Consider the following 16,763-nt stretch of genomic DNA (forward strand, 5'->3'; position numbering starts at 1 on the left):
GGTAACTAAAAGCTCAGAACCTGATCGAATCCGGCGATAAATGCGCCGGTATCCTTTACCAGTTTCACTTCCGCACCGGGGATTTCCAGCTGTTCGGGTTTCAGGCCGCGGGTGCGCAGGCTGTTTTCACATACAAAGAGCGTCTCAACACCGAATATCGGTAGCGCCTGCAGGTTTCTGCGCAGGTTTTTTTCGCCGATAGCCACCGGGTTTTGCTCCATTAACTGGAATACGCCGTCATTGATGAACAGCACTTCAGGTGTCTGATCCATAGCGGCACAGGCCAGTACGGCCTCTAGCCCTTCGCGGGCCATGGAATTGCCGTAAGGCGCATGGCGGCAGAGGGCAAGCAGGGATTTGCTGTCAACCATCGGGTCAGCCTCCGAACGTCACAAGGCGGTCGCTGAGAGCAGCGGCTTCAGCCAGTTGACCGAGCCCCGACAATTCGAAGCCGGGAGCCAGGTTGGCCGCAGGCTTTTCCAGCCGGTTGGCTTCACTTTCGCTCAGTACTCCGCGTCGCTGGGCCGCGGCAATACAAATGGTTAGATCCAGTTGGTGATCCTGTTGTAGCTGTTGCCACTGGCCAAGCAGGTCCCGCTCGTCCTGAGGGGGGGCGGCCAGTGCGCTGCCGTTATGTATGCCGTCGCCGTAAAAAAATACCCGGTAGATACTGTGTCCTGATGCCAGGAGCGCACGGGCGAAGCGCAAGGCTGTGGCGGCGCCTTGCGAGGCGTGGGGAGCGCCGTAAACGACCAGGGTGAATTGCATGTGGAGACGGATTCCCGGCGGATAAAAAAATGCCCCGCAGAGCGGGGCACTGTTAGAACTTGCTCTATAGGCTGATCAATCGTCGGAAGCGAACCCGAAAATGTGCAGCAGGCTGGTGAACAGGTTCAGGATGTTCAGGTACAGAGAGGTGGTCGCCATGATGTAGTTGGTTTCACCACCGTTCACGATGCGGCTGGTGTCGTACAGGATGAAACCGGAGAACAGCAGCGCGATCACACCGCTCAGGGCAACGCTGGCCAGCGGCATGTACACGCCGAAGAAGCTCGCAATCATCATACCGAGGGCGCACACCAGAACCGCGATCAGGCCGACAAACAGGAAGCCGCCCATAAAGCTGAAGTCCTTGCGGGTAGTCAGCACGTAGGCAGACAGCGCGAAGAAGATCAGTGCAGTGGTACCCAGGGCTTGCATAACAACCTGGCCACCGCCGGGCAGACCGACGTAGTGGTTCAGCATTGGGCCGAGGGAGGCGCCCAGCAGGCCGGTGAAGGCGAATACAACACCCACACCGGAAGCGGAGTTGGCAGTGCGCGGCAGTACAAACCACACTAGCGCGATGGCGGCGATGGAGCAGATCAGGCTCAGGCCGCGTGGCATTCCTACGGCCATGGATACACCAGCGGTGACTGCGCTGAAGAGAACAGTCATTGCCAGCAGTGCGTAGGTGTTACGCAGTACCTTGGCGGCTTCCGAGCGTTCCAGTGCTCTGGACTGTGAATAAACTTGCGGCTGCATTAGCGTCTCCTGCTAGTGAACATAAAATCTTTCGCGATCATATAACCAGCGCATTGGACCTTCAAGTGGACGGCTGGTTCGACGATCCTATAAAACTTGGGGCAAAATAGCGCGAAATATCGAGGGTTAGAAATGAAATTTTCAAAACAATTGTCAGTATGGCTTCTCTGTGCTTTCACTTTGCTTACAGCCAGCGCTGTGGCCGCAGAGTCTTCGGCTGAGGCAGCGGAAGTGCCCTTCGGAGACAAGATGGGGGCGGAGGTAGCGAATTACAACCGTCTGCGCCCACAACTGGCTACCGGAGGCAGTATAGATCTCGCGCAGGTGGCATCGCTCAAGGAAAAGGGCTTTCGCACCATTATTGATTTGCGCACAGCGGAAGAGGGCACCGCGGAAGAAAAGGCGGCGGTGGAGGCGGCGGGAATTCGCTATGTGAACCTGCCGGTTTCCGGCGGCGCGCCATCGGATGAACTTATCGCCGAGTTGGGCGCGATCCTGGAAGATGCCTCTGCTGGACCTGTTTTGCTCCATTGTGCGTCCGGTAACCGGGTGGGCACAGTCTGGGCCATCTATCGCGCGAAACGCGGCATTCCTCTGGACATCGCGATTGAAGAGGGGCGCACGGCCGGGATGCGGCCTTCCCGTGAAGCACAAGTGCGGAAAATGTTCGAATAAATTCGGACTGGAGGCGTTCACTGGCTGGCAGCTCACTCAGATGAGCTGTCCTCGGTGGTCGGAATGGGAACCTTCAGGTCCACGATGAGTGGCAGGTGGTCCGATGCCAGTCGGGTCAGTTCGCTGCGGGGCACATGGACATCCCGCACTTCCAGCTCCGGATCCACAAATACATAGTCGATACGCGCCTTGGGCAGGCGACTGAAAAAGGTACCTTTGGGTGAGTGTCCGGGCAGTTTCAGCTGCGTATCGCCCAGCACCTGGGAGAGGCGCCTGATCTCCGTTGAGCCGGGCAGGGCGTTGAAGTCGCCCACCAGAATACGCGGGCGCGAACACGCGGGGCTGCCCATCCACTCCTCTCCAAGCAGTGCGTCCACCTGCCGCATGCGTTCTGATTTGATCAGCCCCAGGTGGGTGTTGAAGATCTGCAGTTTGGTGCCGTGGAAATCCACCTCAACCCAGAGTGCACCACGGGGCTCGGCACGGTCGCGCAATCTGGCGCTCTTGGGTGGCCCCGGCAAGATGCCCTTTTTGATCAGTCGCACCGGGTGCAGGGACATGATGGCGTCGCCGTAACGCTCGTCCTCGAGGTGCATGGCGGGCTGGAAGTGGCAGTCCATGGTCAGCAGGCGGGAAATTTCATGTGCCTGGTCAATGCCGCCGGTGCGCTGGCGCCGTACATCTACTTCCTGCAGCGCCACCACATCCGGTGAATAGCGGGCGATCACGCGAGCGATACGCTCCGGAGACAGCTTGCCGTCCACGCCCTGGCAGATGTGCACGTTGTAGGTCATCACGCGCAGGTTCTGAGTGAGACCGGTTTCGGGAATGGGGCGCGCTTCGGACTGTTGCCGATGTATTGGCGCAGGGGAAGGCTTCTCCGCGGCGTAGATTCCACTGTCGCTACCTGTTGGCCCGGCTGCAGAAATAGTTGCTGCGGGGCCTGGTGAGGGGCGGGTGTTAGAGCCGGACGTTTCGGGGCTGGGCGGCGAGCCGACAATGGCAACCGCTGGCGGTGACTTCAACTTTTTCGCCGGTTGAGCCTTCAGAAACGACAGGGCTGCTTCGCGAATGTCCTTCGGCCGCCAGTGTTGGCGACCTCCGGGTGGGAAGTGAATATCTCCGGGCATCAGCGCAAAGGCGTGGGTCTCATTGGGGCCGGCTCCGCCGTGGCTGCCATTTTCGATGGCGAAAGAAATACTCTCGCTGCCTGCGCACCAGCCACTGATGACAAAGTCGCCGGCATCCGGATGTCGGCACAGGTTTGCCAGGTCTTCCGCTGCCTCATCCGCAAAGGGATGTTGTTCCCCCATGATCTTGCGGCCATCTTGCGGAAGGGAGATCGGGCCGTGTTTCCACCAGCCGCGGATTTTACTCGCCTTAGGCGGTTCACTCTCAGCGATGTTCGCGGTGCTTTTATCTTCGTAGAGCACCATCGGTACACCGGTTTTCTCGACGATCAGGCGCGCAATTTCAGCCTGGTTGAGACTGGTCAGGTTCAGGTTGTACAGCAGTGCCAGCGGCCCCATCGCGGAGAGTGCAATAGGGGCAGTTTCGGCACAGGCCGGGCCTTCCCGTTCCGTGCGAGGGTAGTTGATGGGAAACAGCTTCTGAATCCATTGACCGCCGAACAGTCGTACCCGTTGCAGCTGGACGCCGTGATTGAGGGTGGCGCGATAGCTGTCGGGCGCTTCTGACAGTTCGGAAAAGACGTCACTCAGGGCGTCCGCCAGCGGACGCCCGTGAAGTGTCTCGTAGGCGATACTGTCTTCCTGCCCGTGATCGGAATAAATCCATACGTCGTAGTGGCGGCGAGAAGAACGGTGGGCGGCTCGCCAGATACGGGCGATGGCGTCATCAATACCCTTGAGTGTCCAGTGGGCAAACGCGGAACTCGGGCCCCGGCGGTGCGCCTGTTCGTCGTAGCCGAGAAAGTTGATGTAAATCACCGGCAAGCCGCGGGCAATATCGATTTTTACCCCGACGGTTGAGAGTTCCCGCAATAAGATGGTGATGGCGATGCGGGTGGGGATAAACATCAGTTCGCGGATAAAATCCTGACCGCTGGTAAGGCCGCGGATGAAGTCGACCAGGGACAGAATCAATTCCAGAAACAACAGTGCCCCGGTGCGTACCAGGCTCCACAGGTTGGCCAGTACCAGCGCCACCAGGGCCAGCGGTCCGGCCTGCTTTAGGGATTCGCCCCAGCCTTTTGACGCGGGGCAGAAATGGGCTTCGTCGTCCAGTGCCCCGGCGCGAAATACGCTGACATAACAACTTCCCTGTTTCAGCAGCGGCTCGTGTCCCGCGTCCTCGAGACGCTTTTCTACCTGATTGGCGGCGTTGGATTCGTACATCCGCAGCATTTCCTGGGATTCGGTGGACATGAATCCGAATGCCGGGACTGCGGCTTTTACCCCATAAAAAATCTCCGCCTGTACCGCGGGCGTCGTCGCGGGTACGCCGGAGTACATGTGGTCCAAATGGTAATGTTCGCGTTCGATCAGTTTTTTCAGGAAGGGCATTTTGCCCTCTGCCAGGGCCTGGTCCAGTTGCGGGCGGGCCAGGCCGTCGACCTGAATCAGAACCAGTGCAGGCGCATCCGGGTCGCGCTCGTTGATCTGTAACTTGAGCATTCGCGCCAGCCATTCACTGCGGCTCATTCGGCGGCGCCAACGGCGCAGGGTGCTCTCGATACGGGTCAGCATGAAGGGGGCAATCCGATTCTTAGTAACGGTCTGTATTTACTGGGGTGATGGTTATACGCTCACTTTCAGGATTTGCTTTTGCCGGAGTGTTCCAGCGCAGCACTGGCGGCACTGGTGACACCTTCAAGAATTTCCCATTGCGCGCCAATGGTATTGCGTAATCGCATCCACTGGGCGTAAAGGGAGTCATCCAGTGGCCAGTGCTGGTGCGCCAGTGACTGGTAATGGGTGAGCGCAGAGTCCGCGCAGTTTTCCATGGAAAAGTGCTCTGCAGTCTGCCGCGCTGCTTTGCACAGCTCTGCATAGTCCGCCTCGGGCAGATCATGTACCCACTGCAGGGCTGCAATCATCTCCCGTTCACCGTGTTTGAGTACCAGGCGACCATTGATTCTATCTTCCACCACCTCGCGACAGCCACTGGCATCCAGCGCTACCACCGGTACACTCGCAGCCATGGCTTCAGTGAGCACCATACCCTGGGTTTCGCTGGTGGAAGAAAACGCGAATACATTCATCGCACTGTACGCGTCACGCTGGGCTTCGCCCTGCAATGTTCCGGTCAGATGAAGTCGCGGGCTGAGCCCTCTGGCGTCGAACAGTGATTTTATCTGGCTCTGTATTGGGCCCGTGCCCACCAGCAGGAAATGGATGTCTTGGTTACGTTGCATCAGCTCGAGCACTGCGGAGGCGAGAAAGGTAAGGTTTTTCTCTTCTGCCAGTCGCCCCAGGTGGCCTACAACAAAGGCGGATTCCGGGATGCCATATTGCAGGCGCGCCGCTGCGCCATTGCCGTCGCAATAATTGTCCAGCTGTACGCCGGTAGGGACCACGGCAACCGGGGTCTTCACCCCACGTTCGCGCAGCAGGCTTGCCACACTTTCGCTGGGCGCGAACACCATGCTGGCGAGGTTCGAGTAGCGGGTAGCCAATTCGATCACAAAGCGCTTAAGGGTTTCGGAGTCTGCGGGCACGTAGTGGGTATAGCGCTCGTACAATGTGTGATGGGTGAAGATCAGCGGCAACTCGCGGCTGCGCGCGATCCTGAGGGCGGTCATACCCAGCAGAAAAGGATGGTGGGAGTGCACAATATCGGGCTCGAAAATATCCAGCCGGTCGTCCAGCTCCAGTGACAGCGGCAGTGCTACCGAAAAGTCGCTGCCGTTAAAATTCTGGATCGCAGGCACCCGCACCACATCCATTTCATTGGCAATCTTTTCCGAGAACTCCGGAGCGACCACCAATACATTGTGCCCCCGCTGGCGGTAGGCCCTGCAAAACGCATCCACCGATCGTGCCACGCCACCAACATGGGGCAGGTAGGTGTTGGTGAGCATGACGATATTCACAGAGGTTGCAGCTCCAGGTGTTTTATATAGTTACCTGCAATGGCGGGCTTATAGCCAAAGGCGCGCACTTCGATTGCCGGCGCCTCTTGGTGCCATTTTCCAGACCAGGATACGCGCGGTCTCTCTCCGGGGGTTATTTCCAGAGAGATACTGCCGAAATGCGTAGGCGCGGGACCAAAACGAATCGCCTTTTGCGAACTGGTGCCCTGAAGCCACTCTGGAGGCAGGCCGGACGCGAGAATCAATTTTTCCCCTTCTTCGCGCACAAAGCAATTGCGCTGCATGGTGACCCACTCCGCGGCGGCCCACGCGTGCTGCCCATCACCCATACAGCCGCCGAACGAGTGCGGGTGAATGGCTTCCGGCCACTGGCCGGTGGGCGAGGCGAGGTTGGCGACGTTGCGCATCAGTTCGATGCAGCGCGGATCACCCGCACGCAGCAACACCTGGGCTACATGAATGGTGAGATAGGCATTGATGCCCGAGTGAATCATGTCCTGAAAAAATCCGCCGGAAACGAAGCAGTTTTCCAGCAGGAACTCTACCAGATCCAACAGGCGCGGGTCGTCTTCGGCATAAAGCTTCAACGGGTAACCTGCGGCGATTGAGCCAATGGCGCCAGCATCCAGCCTGCGCTTGGGGGATGCGGGCATCGCCGGACGATTCAGCCTGGCCTCACACTGCGCCAGAGCATTGTCTACGGTGAGCATGAAGTCGTCGGCGTGACCCTGAAAGATTTCCGCATCCCGGGTTTTCCCCTCCCGAGTGCAGATGGCCACTGCAGACTGTTGTCCGGCAATTCCCCAGAAATCATCCCAGAAGTAACAGTCATTGGGGCCCAGGTGTTCGGCACTGAATCCCGCAGGCAACAGTCCGCCGGTGAGACTGCCGTCTTTGGGCATGCGTTTATTGTGAATCCAGTGGGTGCCTCGAAGCACCGGGTCGAGCCATTCCTGCTTGAGTTGGCTGCCGGTGATTCTGCAGTACTGGTCAATGATCCAGAGTGCTTCGCCGTTGGAGTCCCATTCGCCATCCTGGGAATGAAAATAGCCATTGTGTTTCTGGCGGGATGGAAACCGCTCCAGTGCACGCTCAGCGCGATCGAGTAGTCCTGCGTGAAGCAGTGACTGGATCATGAACGCGGCATCCCGGAACCAGAAGCGCTTGTAGGTATAGGGTCCCGGGTACACGTCATGGGGTGAGTGCAGTATCAGTGTGCGCACTGCGGCGTCGTAAATAAACTGCATTTCGGGATCGGGAACCGTCATCGCGCAGTGGTGATCGAGATTCTGCTTCCACCCGGGCGGGGCATTACCGCTATTCAATTTGCAATGCTGGGGAATGGTAACGAGCGTGTCGACGGTTGCTCCGGGCTCAATACGAAACAGGGCAGCGGCAGTGGCCATCCCCACCTCACATTCGGTGTGTGTTTCATTGCCTTCGTCTAGCAGGTGCAGGGCGATATCGCCCTTGCGGTAGTCGGAGGCGTGATGGCGGTCCACTGGCCTGTCGAACAGGATTTTGTCCTTGCCATCGACAAGCCAGCGATTGCGATTACTGTCCAGCGCCACCTTGTTAATAAACGCAACGCCTTCCGGGTTGCAGGGTCTCAACGCCACCACCAGCCAGCCGCCGGCATTGTGACTGACCCTCAACTGCAGGTGGCAGTTGTTGTTGTGTGGGTCGAGTTCAGCCCACACCCTGGTTGAGAGTTGGCAGTAATCGGATGTCGACTCGGTGACAACCGCAACACCATCTTTCAGGTCCAGATATTGATCGACGTCCTGATGCTGCGACGGGTAAAGGTTTTGTTCGTCGTCACCGATAATCCAGCTGTCGATTGACCACCCATCGTAGTGAGGGGTGAGCAGGCCTCTGGGATCGACGATAGGCATTTCTTCACTGCCGGGCACACCTACCGCGGTCCAGTTGCGATGGCTCAGATTGCAATGCGTGATGGAAAATGCCCGGGGAATAAACGAAACATCAGCAGGATCAAATTGCCGCTCGATCCAGTAGGGCCAGACCCAGTCGAGGTTGTGCTGGATGACTTTGCTGTTCATCAAGGCCCGCGCGTGAAAAATTACACCGGCGCGCAGCAGTTCGATGGGTTCACTGACTTCCGAAGGTTCGGCAAAACGCTGCAGTCGGGCCATTACCGCCAGTGGATCGAGAAACCCGTGGGCGGTCGCAAACTTGCGTACGAAGAATCGCCAGGGAAGCCATTTCATCCAGGGCATTAAAGGTTTCCTCCATCGATTTTCTGTTTCAATGCACGACGCGCCATACGGGTAAGGCCGATGATGGCGATAACCGCAAACAATAACCCCAGGCCATACAGTGTCCACTCTGTCGCCGTGCGCTCGACCCGTTCACTCCCGATACTCGCGAGGTCCGCTGCGATGGAGCCTACATACACATTGTTCACGGTAATCGGAATGACACCAAGAAAGGTGCCGATAACGAAATCGCGAAATTTAAGCGGTGTCAGCCCGAAGAAATAATTCGTCAGCTTAAACGGGAAGAGTGGCACCATGCGTGTGAGCATGATCATGCGCCACCCCTCATTCCGTACGATTTCGCCGAGGTTGTCCGGTTTGATTTTCGACATCACCCACGCCGAAGTGCGTTTGCCGAACAGGTAGCGGGCAATCAGGAATGCTATTCCCGCACCGATTGTGGTGCCGAGCACCACGTAAATTGTTCCCTTCACCACGCCGAATACAAAACCGGCGCCCATAGTGAAAATCACTCCGGGGAAGAGGAACACAATCGCCACGGCGATCACTAGCATAAACCAGATGCCCGCCTCCCAGCCGAGGGTATCCATCCATTGCATCAGCTCAATCAGGCGGTCGTCCAGATCGAAGTAGTGCAGGATGGACAGTACCACCGCGACCGTCGCGACACTGATGATGGCCAGCCAGATAGGGGAAAATTTCACGCCACTCCTGCCTGCAGTTTTATGAGCATACCAATTCGTGTTGGCGCCTCACTATAGCCTAGCCAATCGGAAGGCGTCGGGTGATGGGGACCTGCTTTCAAAGGCAGAATGAATACGTTGATATTTCCAATCGCTATATAGCCGATGGAAATTCGTGGAATGACCCGTCAGCAATAGGAAGATCTCGATCGTCAAAACCGGTACTGCATCGTTAGCTCGGTAAAGTTGAGAAATTCGTGAGTCCCGGTCTCTTCGAGAAAGGCCTCGGGCTTGCCGAAGGTGTGTGTGGCGGTAAACACCAACCCACGCACCGGACTGTACTCCGCAGTAAGAGATAGGGTTGTCACCGCAAAGTGTGCTGTGCTGCCGTTCGGGTAACGGACGATCTGGCCGCTCGGGCTGTAGAGTCCGTCGGCTGTTTCCAGGCGCCAGAACAGATTCAGGTCGGCGGTGAGAGACCAGTCGGCGTTGGGTAGAAGATTCAGGAATGTGTGGACGTTGTAAAAATTGCGAGGGCCAAATACAGCGGCTTCGGAAAAGTAATTACCGCGTGGGAACAGCGGATTGAACGTACCGAGGTCCGTATCGTCGAGATCATCATCGCCGCTGGCAATATTGATACTGAACCGCAATTCCGGTTTCCAGGCAAAGTGTTCAAAGCGGTAGCCGGTCTCTGTGGCCAGCGTCCAGGCAGCGATATCGCCACTGGCGAATATTCCTGTTTGAATCAGTGATTCCCAGTTCCAGTTCCAGCTTCCGTGTTCTCCCCAATAGCGCGCTCCGAACGATTGGCGCCTCTCACGGCCGCTTCCCTGCACGTAAAGCGCATCGGTGTCTCTATAGCCGAGATAGTAGAGGTCCAGATCGCCGACAGTTTCAAATGGCTGCCTGATCGTCCCGTAGGCACCCCAAAGGGAATAGCGGTCGCTGGTGGAGTCGTCGAAAATTCCCGCGTGATCTTCTCGCGGACGCACTGCGAACAGTTCCAGCCGCCAGCGATTATCTGCGAATAATATGCGGCCTCCATCAAAGGTGCGGCGAACATTCGGACCTTCGCGCACATCCACAAGGCGACCTGAACCCAGCACAATTTCCTGGCGGCCCGGTCGCAGGGTCAGTGTTCCATTGTTCGATGTTGCGATGTCGAAATCCACAAACAGGTTTTGCCATTCGAGCTTGTTTTCGTCCACGGGACTCGGGCCTCCGCGACGCCCGGACTCGAGAGCACTGTTAAGTTGTGCAAACAGGCGAAGGTGTGAGCTCCAGCGCAAGTCGGCAAGTATCGCATAGCGTTGGAACCATACCCCGTGGCGATCCTGTGGGTCCTGCCCGAAAACTGGGCTATCGGTGTATTCGTAGCGCTGCAGGATTTCCCCGCCGATATTCAGGTAGCCGCCGGCACCATTTTGCAGGGGGATGGCTTTCCAGTACTCCGGCCAGCAGGTAGAGCGCGACTGGGTGAGAAGTGCCGAATAGTCCTCGTTGAAGCGCAGTTTCTGGATAGGCGGAAGCTCAGCAGCCGCGACATTCACCGTCAATGTAAATAGGGGGGCTGCGAGTAGCTGATAGGCTGTTCGGTGCACACAGGAACCGGGGTTGTACCGGTGTTGCGGCGTCATTTTAACGTGCCGTCCCCACAGGTTTTGTCTGCAGGGAGTTGTCTTGCCGGGTCCGGTGCCAGCATATGGGTGACGATTGGCGCGGTATCCGGGCTTTGGTATTGGAGAGCGCGCTGCTGAATTTCATTGTCGAGCACGGAGGTTCTCTGATGGTGGCGCAGGTGTGCCACCCAGGATTCCTCAATGAAGTATTCCAGCATTCTTCCCGGAATGGCGACGTCTTCAAAAAGTCCCCAGGCGTAGGCGCCGTGGCGTTCTCGCGACGCTTTCAAACCGCGCATGGCCTGCATAAATGCTGCGGTGTCCCTGGGCGAAATCTGATACTCGACCGTTACCATCACCGGTCCGCGATCCAGTGCTATGTCATCCGCCACCAGCGGTTGCGGCCAATATCCGCTCGGGGCGTGGTTTAGCGCGTCTCCGCTCAGCAATTTGAAGCGCCAGCTGAGTACTGCGGCGATTAACGCGCCGGCGGCGGCAATCAACTGGGCGACGGGGATTCCCAGGTGGGAGGCGACTTGACCCCACACAATACTGCCGAGCGTCATTGCTCCGAAAAAAATGGTAATGAATATGGATAGCCCGCGCGCGCGGACCCAGTCGGGTAGCGCGAGTTGGGCGGAGACATTCAGGCGCGACAGCACGGTGATCCAGCAGGCACCGGCGAGCAGGCTTGCCACCAGTGCCGCATCTGTACGTTTGACCAGAGCCAATATCACAAGCACCACAGCAGTTCCCAGTGTGCCGATCGCCACCAGATGATCAGGGGGAAATTTCTTCGACAGCTTTGGAAGCAGAAAGGCGCCGGCTACGGCGCCCACGCCTACAGCACCAAGTATGAAGCCATAGAGCTGTGGGCCGCCTTTCAGTTCCTGGCGGGCTACCAGGGGAAGAAGGGCCCAGAAAGCACTGACAAACAGGAAGAAAGCGATTGCACGGATCAGCGTCGATCGCATGACTCGGCTCGCGCGCGTGTAGCGCAGTCCCGCGCGCATGGCGCTCCAAAAGCGCTCGGCGGGGAGGTCACTGGCGGCCGTTGCCGGCGGTTTCCACCACAGCAGCGCAGCAGTAACGACCAGATAGCTCACGGCATTGATGCCGTAAGGCCACGCGATTCCGATGGCCGCGATTATGGCACCAGCCAGAGCGGGGCCAATGGCGCGACTGATATTGATGCCTACCCCATTCAGGGCAACGGCGGATTGCAAATGTTCACGGGGCACCAGTTGCGGGACGATAGCTTGCCAAGCCGGAGCGACAAAGGCGGCACCGGTGCCATTCACAAAGGTGAATACGAGCAAGATCCCGGGTGTGACTTCGCCGGCGAATACCAGGCCCGCCAGCAATAACGTATTGCAAAACAGTAATACGGTTACGACGATAAGTAGTTTGCGTCGGCTGATGAGGTCCGCGAGGGCGCCCGCGGCCAGCGCGAACAAAAAAATCGGCGCACTGGTGGCGGCCTGGACCAGGGCCACCATCAGTGGTGAGGGCGCGAGCGATGTCATCAGCCATCCCGACGCGACATCGTGCATCCAGGTGCCGATATTGGAAATGACCGTTGCGGTCCACAGTACCGCAAAAGCGATGTGGTGAAACGGTGCCCAGCCCGAGGTGGGTTTACGCTTTTGGTCAGCGGCCACAGCGCGTCTTCACCGGTCAAACGGCAAAACAGGAACAGCCAAGCACACCCCAGAAATCCCGCTGGTTGCCCGCGGGGATTGGGGAGTTCCAGGCAATCTGGTGATTGTGTCCGTGGAGGGCGCAACCGCTGGTACATCCATCACTACAGGCGCGACTGAATGCTCGCGCTTGTATTGGCGCACTGGTCTGGCGCATTGCCGGTGAAGCTTCCCGATTGACCGGGCTCCAGTCGGGGCTGGCCGGTGGTAGTGGCGGATCGAACCTGGAGAATGGACCAGCGGCATACACAATATTTCCGCCAACCACGGTCAGCTCGGCCACAGTCTGCCGGATGGCCGTATCGGAAACCTTGAAGTAATCCTGAGATAGCACCGCAAGGTCAGCGAATTGACCCGGCCTCAGCGAGCCTTTCACTGCGTGTTCCCCTGAAAACCAGGCGGAACCTTCGGTCCATAGGCGCAGTGCCGTCGCACGATCCAGAATGTTTTCGCGGTCATAAAGTGACAGGCCGCCGACGGTTTTGCCGGTGGTCATCCAGTACAGCGCGGTCCAGGGATCATAGGACGCAACGCGGGTGGCATCGGTGCCCGCGCCGACGGGTAGATCCATCGCCAGCATTTTTGCAATTGGCGGGGTGGTTTTCGCAGCGTCTGCACCGTAGCGATCGACAAAATATTCGCCCTGGAATGCCATTCGGTGCTGTGTGGCGATTCCACCCCCCAGAGCCTTGATGCGTTCCATATTGCGCTCACTGACGGTCTCCGCATGGTCAATGATGAAACGCGTCTTGAATGGGGTCTTGCCATTTACCCGCTCAAACAGGGTGAGAAAACGGTCGATCGATTCGTCGTAGGTGGCGTGAATGCGGAACGGCCACGCGTTTTCTGCCAGCAGGGCGACGATAGGCTCCAGTTCCTTTTCCATGGTCGGCGCCAGTTCCGGTCGCGGCTCGAGAAAATTCTCGAAGTCCGCCGCTGACCAGGTCAGGTTTTCGCCGCCGCCATTCATGCGCAGCATGGCCGAACCGGCACCGGGTTCTGTCATTCTCACCCAGCGCTCGTAATCGCCGAGTTCCGCGCCCGCATTCTGGGCAAACAGGTTGTAGGCGATGCGCACCGTCAGTTGTTTTTCGTCGTGCAGTTTCTGCACCACCTGATAGTCATCGGGATAGTTTTGACCGCCACCACCGGCGTCGATCACCGAAGTGATCCCCAACCGGTTCATCTCCCGCATGAAATGCCGGGTGGAATTGATCTGATCCTGTATTGGCAATTTAGGCCCCGTGGCCAGAGTCGTGTAGAGGATCATTGCCGATGGTTTGGCGATCAGCATTCCCGTAGGCTCGCCATTGGCATCCTTTTCGATCACTCCGCCGGGAGGGTTGGGTGTGTCGCGCTGGATACCCGCGGCCCTGAGTGCGGCGCGATTTAATAGAGCATGGGAATACAAATGGAGAATGAACACCGGGGTGTCGGGCGCCGCGCGATTGATTTCTGCAAGGGTCGGCATGCGCCGCTCGGCAAACTGGAATTCCGACCAGCCGCCAACCACGCGCACCCATTGTGGCGCCGGTGTGTGGTCCGCCTGCTCTTTGAGCATTCGCAGAGCATCCGCCAGTGAGGGGACATTTTCCCAGCGCAGCTCCATGTTGTAATTCAGTCCACCCCGGATCAGGTGCATATGGCTGTCATTCAGACCTGGTATAACCCGTTTGCCGTCGAGGTTGATGACCTGAGTTTTATCACCGGCGAGGGCCATGATTTCGCTGTCGCTGCCGATCTCCTGAACCAGTCCGTCTTTTATGGCGATTGCGCTCACTTCCGGATTTTTAGGATCGAATGTGGTGATATTTCCGTTGCGTAGAATCAGGTCTGCCAAAACGTTATTGCCTCCGTGGCTGCGAGTGGTGGCGAGCGGACCAAGTAGGGCAAATGCCCCCAGGGCCGCGGTTCCTTTTGCGGCTTTTTTCACCACCTCCCTGCGTGAGACGTTGTCGGGTGACGTTTGCGGATTATCAGAGGAGGGCGCATCCATCGGTCAACTCACCATTGTTGTTGTCACTGTTTGCCGGTGTTGCCTATTTTTTCGCAGCGACCGGGGCTTCTACCACGCCGTGTTTCACCCGCTCTTCGGCCTTGTGCACCATGGTGTAGGCGTAATCTACCCCCATTCCGTAAGCACCTGAGTGCTCCCTGACGATATCCATTACATCGTTGTAGGTGTCCCTGCGCGCCCAGTCCCGCTGCCATTCCAGCATTACCTGTTGCCAGGTAACCGGGATTACTCCGGCCTGAATCATGCGCTGCATCGCGTAGTCATGGGCCTCCTTCGAGGTACCACCGGAGGCGTCGGCCACCATGTGGATTTCGTAGCCGCCTTCGCGCATGGCGTCGAATGCGAAGGTGTTGTTGCAGACTTCGGTCCAAAGTCCCGAAACCACAATTTTTTTCTGGCCATTTTTGGCGAGTGCGTCGCGCACTTTCTGGTCATCCCAAGAATTCATCGAGGTGCGTTCCAATAGCGGCAGTTCAGGGAAAACCGCGAGAAGCTCGGGGTAGGTGTGCCCGGAGAAACTTTCGGTTTCTACGGTGGTGATGGTGGTCGGGATTTGGAATACCTTGGCGGCCTTGGCCAGTGCCACTACGTTGTTTTTCAATACCTGACGGTCGATCGATTGAACGCCAAATGCCATTTGGGGTTGCTGGTCGATAAAAATCAGCTGGCAATTTCCCGGTATCAAAAGTTCAGGTTTAGCGGACATGAAACGAGAGCTCCTGTTTGATTATTGGGTTGTGAATCATTTAAGTGACGTGGAAGTGCCGACGGCAATGCCTGTGGTTACGACGATTTTCAGTCAGGGATACGAAGGCAGTGAACCTGTTTCGGAGGCAAAAGCACGCACGGAAATTAGCCTAGCAGGTGCGGAAGAATATGCGCCGGTATTATTTCAACAGCTCTCTACTTTCGTGATTGATCGCGATTGCCGGCTTAAAATTACGCTAGGTAAATTTGCGGGTATTTTGATCTTTGTGGGTGAGAACAGATCTATCGTTAGAGAAAGTTTTTCCACGGGAAGTCGGGTTGATGGAAACGTGCGCAATCGGCAATCGAGTTATCACCAGTGACGGGACACGGGTTTTCTACAAGGACTGGGGGCCTCGTGACGTTCAGCCGGTCGTGTTCCACCACGGCTGGCCCCTTTCTGCGGATGATTGGGACAACCAGATGATGTTTTTCCTCGGCCATGGATACCGGGTGATTGCCCACGACCGCCGCGGTCACGGTCGCTCTACCCAGACATTCAGTGGAAATGACATGGACACCTATGCCGCAGATGTTACGGCACTGGTCGATCATCTCGATCTTAAAGACGCGATCCACGTCGGGCATTCGACCGGCGGTGGTGAAGTCGCCCGCTATGTCGCGCGTGCCGAGGCCGGTCGTGTTGCCAAAGCTGTACTGATCGGCGCGGTTCCGCCGATCATGGTGAAGTCGGATAAAAACCCCGGCGGACTGCCGATAGAGGTTTTCGATGGGTTTCGTGCGGCGCTAGTGGAAAATCGCGCCCAGTTTTTCCTTGATATACCGAGCGGTCCGTTTTATGGCTACAACCGCCCGCAAGCAAAAGTCGATCAGGGTGTCATCTGGAACTGGTGGCGTCAGGGCATGATGGGCGGCGCCAAGGCTCACTACGACTGCATCAAGGCATTTAGTGAAACTGACTTCAGAGACGACCTTAAGGCGATCACGGTTCCAACCCTGGTGATGCATGGAGATGATGACCAGATTGTCCCCTTTGATGACTCGGCACCGTTATCCGCGAAGTTACTGGAAAATGGCATCCTGAAAACTTACAAGGGATTGCCTCACGGGATGTGTACGACGCACCCGGATATCATCAATCCCGATCTTCTGGCTTTTTTCAGAAATTGAGTACTTTAGATACTTGCGCCGCAATCATATCGTAGCGCCGCATCAGCCGCCGGCGCCGAGCATATTTTTGACGAACGATGCGATGACTACCGCGCAGAATTCTGGTTCCTGGTGTTGGGGGCGTGCCCGGCTTGAGGGACGGTTACGATGTAAAGGGATGGCCGGGTTCGATTCAGTCGATACCAGTTCTCCACTGGGAATGCCAAATGGTGATCGCCGCACAGTGACTTTAGCGGAATAGCAGTGTTGGCCAACAATTCTGTATAGCTGCCCTCTGGAACGGGAAATGCCGCTGTTGGATCGTAAGATTCCTGAAGAATGCGTATTAAGGTATCCAGGGGGATTGGTGGCGATTGGCCATCTTTGATCC

The 16,763-nt window shown here is 57.3% G+C and carries 14 protein-coding genes; 3 read left to right on the forward strand and 11 right to left on the reverse strand.

Going from position 1 to position 16,763, the window contains the following annotated elements; genetic code table 11:
* Nucleotides 1–5: 5 nt before the first annotated feature.
* From tusC to PVT68_RS01535, 3 genes are all read right to left on the reverse strand, one after another.
* Complete coding sequence (tusC, locus tag PVT68_RS01525) at nucleotides 6–371, reverse strand: sulfurtransferase complex subunit TusC (RefSeq protein WP_280320812.1); 366 nt, start codon at nucleotides 369–371, stop codon at nucleotides 6–8.
* A 4-nt stretch (nucleotides 372–375) separates the two neighbouring features.
* Nucleotides 376–768, reverse strand: coding sequence for a sulfurtransferase complex subunit TusD (tusD, locus tag PVT68_RS01530; protein WP_280320813.1), 393 nt, complete (start codon nucleotides 766–768; stop codon nucleotides 376–378).
* 75 nt (nucleotides 769–843) lie between these two features.
* Entirely contained in the window at nucleotides 844–1,524 is a 681-nt protein-coding gene (locus tag PVT68_RS01535; protein WP_280320814.1) for a Bax inhibitor-1/YccA family protein, read from the reverse strand.
* Nucleotides 1,525–1,773: 249 nt separating this feature from the next.
* Between PVT68_RS01535 and PVT68_RS01540 the strand changes: the two genes are divergently transcribed.
* The gene (locus PVT68_RS01540; protein WP_280320815.1) at nucleotides 1,774–2,199 is read left to right on the forward strand and encodes a protein tyrosine phosphatase family protein; all 426 of its coding nucleotides are present in this window, start codon (nucleotides 1,774–1,776) and stop codon (nucleotides 2,197–2,199) included.
* 32 nt (nucleotides 2,200–2,231) lie between these two features.
* Here PVT68_RS01540 and PVT68_RS01545 read toward each other — a convergent pair whose 3' ends face one another.
* From PVT68_RS01545 to PVT68_RS01580, 8 genes are all read right to left on the reverse strand, one after another.
* Nucleotides 2,232–4,907 carry an endonuclease/exonuclease/phosphatase family protein gene (locus tag PVT68_RS01545; RefSeq protein ID WP_280320816.1) on the reverse strand — a complete coding sequence of 892 codons (2,676 nt, stop codon included), beginning with the start codon at nucleotides 4,905–4,907 and terminating at the stop codon, nucleotides 2,232–2,234.
* 65 nt (nucleotides 4,908–4,972) lie between these two features.
* Nucleotides 4,973–6,253: a glycosyltransferase gene (locus PVT68_RS01550; protein WP_280320817.1), complete on the reverse strand. Its 1,281-nt coding sequence runs from the start codon at nucleotides 6,251–6,253 to the stop codon at nucleotides 4,973–4,975.
* On the reverse strand, nucleotides 6,250–8,493 hold the full coding sequence (locus PVT68_RS01555; RefSeq protein WP_280320818.1) for a hypothetical protein: 2,244 nt from the start codon (nucleotides 8,491–8,493) through the stop codon (nucleotides 6,250–6,252). The genes PVT68_RS01550 and PVT68_RS01555 overlap by 4 nt, the downstream gene beginning before the upstream one ends.
* A complete protein-coding gene (locus PVT68_RS01560; protein WP_280320819.1) occupies nucleotides 8,493–9,197 on the reverse strand; it encodes a TVP38/TMEM64 family protein in 705 nt (234 codons plus the stop codon). The genes PVT68_RS01555 and PVT68_RS01560 overlap by 1 nt, the downstream gene beginning before the upstream one ends.
* A gap of 191 nt (nucleotides 9,198–9,388) precedes the next feature.
* Nucleotides 9,389–10,780 (reverse strand): alginate export family protein, encoded by a 1,392-nt coding sequence (locus PVT68_RS01565; protein WP_280320820.1) that lies wholly within the window; start codon nucleotides 10,778–10,780, stop codon nucleotides 9,389–9,391.
* 32 nt (nucleotides 10,781–10,812) lie between these two features.
* Entirely contained in the window at nucleotides 10,813–12,459 is a 1,647-nt protein-coding gene (locus PVT68_RS01570; RefSeq protein WP_280320821.1) for an MFS transporter, read from the reverse strand.
* Between the two features lie 16 nt (nucleotides 12,460–12,475).
* Complete coding sequence (locus PVT68_RS01575; RefSeq protein ID WP_280320822.1) at nucleotides 12,476–14,494, reverse strand: amidohydrolase; 2,019 nt, start codon at nucleotides 14,492–14,494, stop codon at nucleotides 12,476–12,478.
* 43 nt (nucleotides 14,495–14,537) lie between these two features.
* Complete coding sequence (locus PVT68_RS01580) at nucleotides 14,538–15,221, reverse strand: hydrolase (RefSeq protein ID WP_280320823.1); 684 nt, start codon at nucleotides 15,219–15,221, stop codon at nucleotides 14,538–14,540.
* On the opposite strand from PVT68_RS01580, the gene PVT68_RS01585 reads away from it, so the two are divergent.
* Together PVT68_RS01585 and PVT68_RS01590 are read left to right on the forward strand one after the other, a co-directional pair.
* Complete coding sequence (locus tag PVT68_RS01585; protein WP_280320824.1) at nucleotides 15,220–15,585, forward strand: hypothetical protein; 366 nt, start codon at nucleotides 15,220–15,222, stop codon at nucleotides 15,583–15,585. The two genes, PVT68_RS01580 and PVT68_RS01585, sit on opposite strands and share 2 nt — an antisense overlap.
* A complete protein-coding gene (locus PVT68_RS01590; RefSeq protein ID WP_280322566.1) occupies nucleotides 15,545–16,393 on the forward strand; it encodes an alpha/beta fold hydrolase in 849 nt (282 codons plus the stop codon). Before PVT68_RS01585 ends, PVT68_RS01590 begins: the two co-directional genes overlap by 41 nt.
* The last annotated feature ends 370 nt before the right edge of the window (nucleotides 16,394–16,763 follow it).

The organism is Microbulbifer bruguierae (assembly GCF_029869925.1).
In the GTDB taxonomy this organism is placed as follows: Bacteria; Pseudomonadota; Gammaproteobacteria; order Pseudomonadales; family Cellvibrionaceae; genus Microbulbifer; species Microbulbifer bruguierae.

Excerpts from the sequence above, each read along its gene's own strand:
- tusD (WP_280320813.1), bottom strand. The coding sequence starts at position 768 with ATGCAATTCACCCTGGTCGTTTACGGCGCTCCCCACGCCTCGCAAGGC.
- PVT68_RS01585 (WP_280320824.1), top strand. The coding sequence starts at position 15,220 with ATGAAACGAGAGCTCCTGTTTGATTATTGGGTTGTGAATCATTTAAGT.
- PVT68_RS01590 (WP_280322566.1), top strand. The coding sequence starts at position 15,545 with ATGGAAACGTGCGCAATCGGCAATCGAGTTATCACCAGTGACGGGACA.
- PVT68_RS01555 (WP_280320818.1), bottom strand. The coding sequence starts at position 8,493 with ATGCCCTGGATGAAATGGCTTCCCTGGCGATTCTTCGTACGCAAGTTT.
- PVT68_RS01545 (WP_280320816.1), bottom strand. The coding sequence starts at position 4,907 with ATGCTGACCCGTATCGAGAGCACCCTGCGCCGTTGGCGCCGCCGAATG.
- PVT68_RS01580 (WP_280320823.1), bottom strand. The coding sequence starts at position 15,221 with ATGTCCGCTAAACCTGAACTTTTGATACCGGGAAATTGCCAGCTGATT.
- PVT68_RS01540 (WP_280320815.1), top strand. The coding sequence starts at position 1,774 with ATGGGGGCGGAGGTAGCGAATTACAACCGTCTGCGCCCACAACTGGCT.
- tusC (WP_280320812.1), bottom strand. The coding sequence starts at position 371 with ATGGTTGACAGCAAATCCCTGCTTGCCCTCTGCCGCCATGCGCCTTAC.
- PVT68_RS01575 (WP_280320822.1), bottom strand. The coding sequence starts at position 14,494 with ATGGATGCGCCCTCCTCTGATAATCCGCAAACGTCACCCGACAACGTC.
- PVT68_RS01535 (WP_280320814.1), bottom strand. The coding sequence starts at position 1,524 with ATGCAGCCGCAAGTTTATTCACAGTCCAGAGCACTGGAACGCTCGGAA.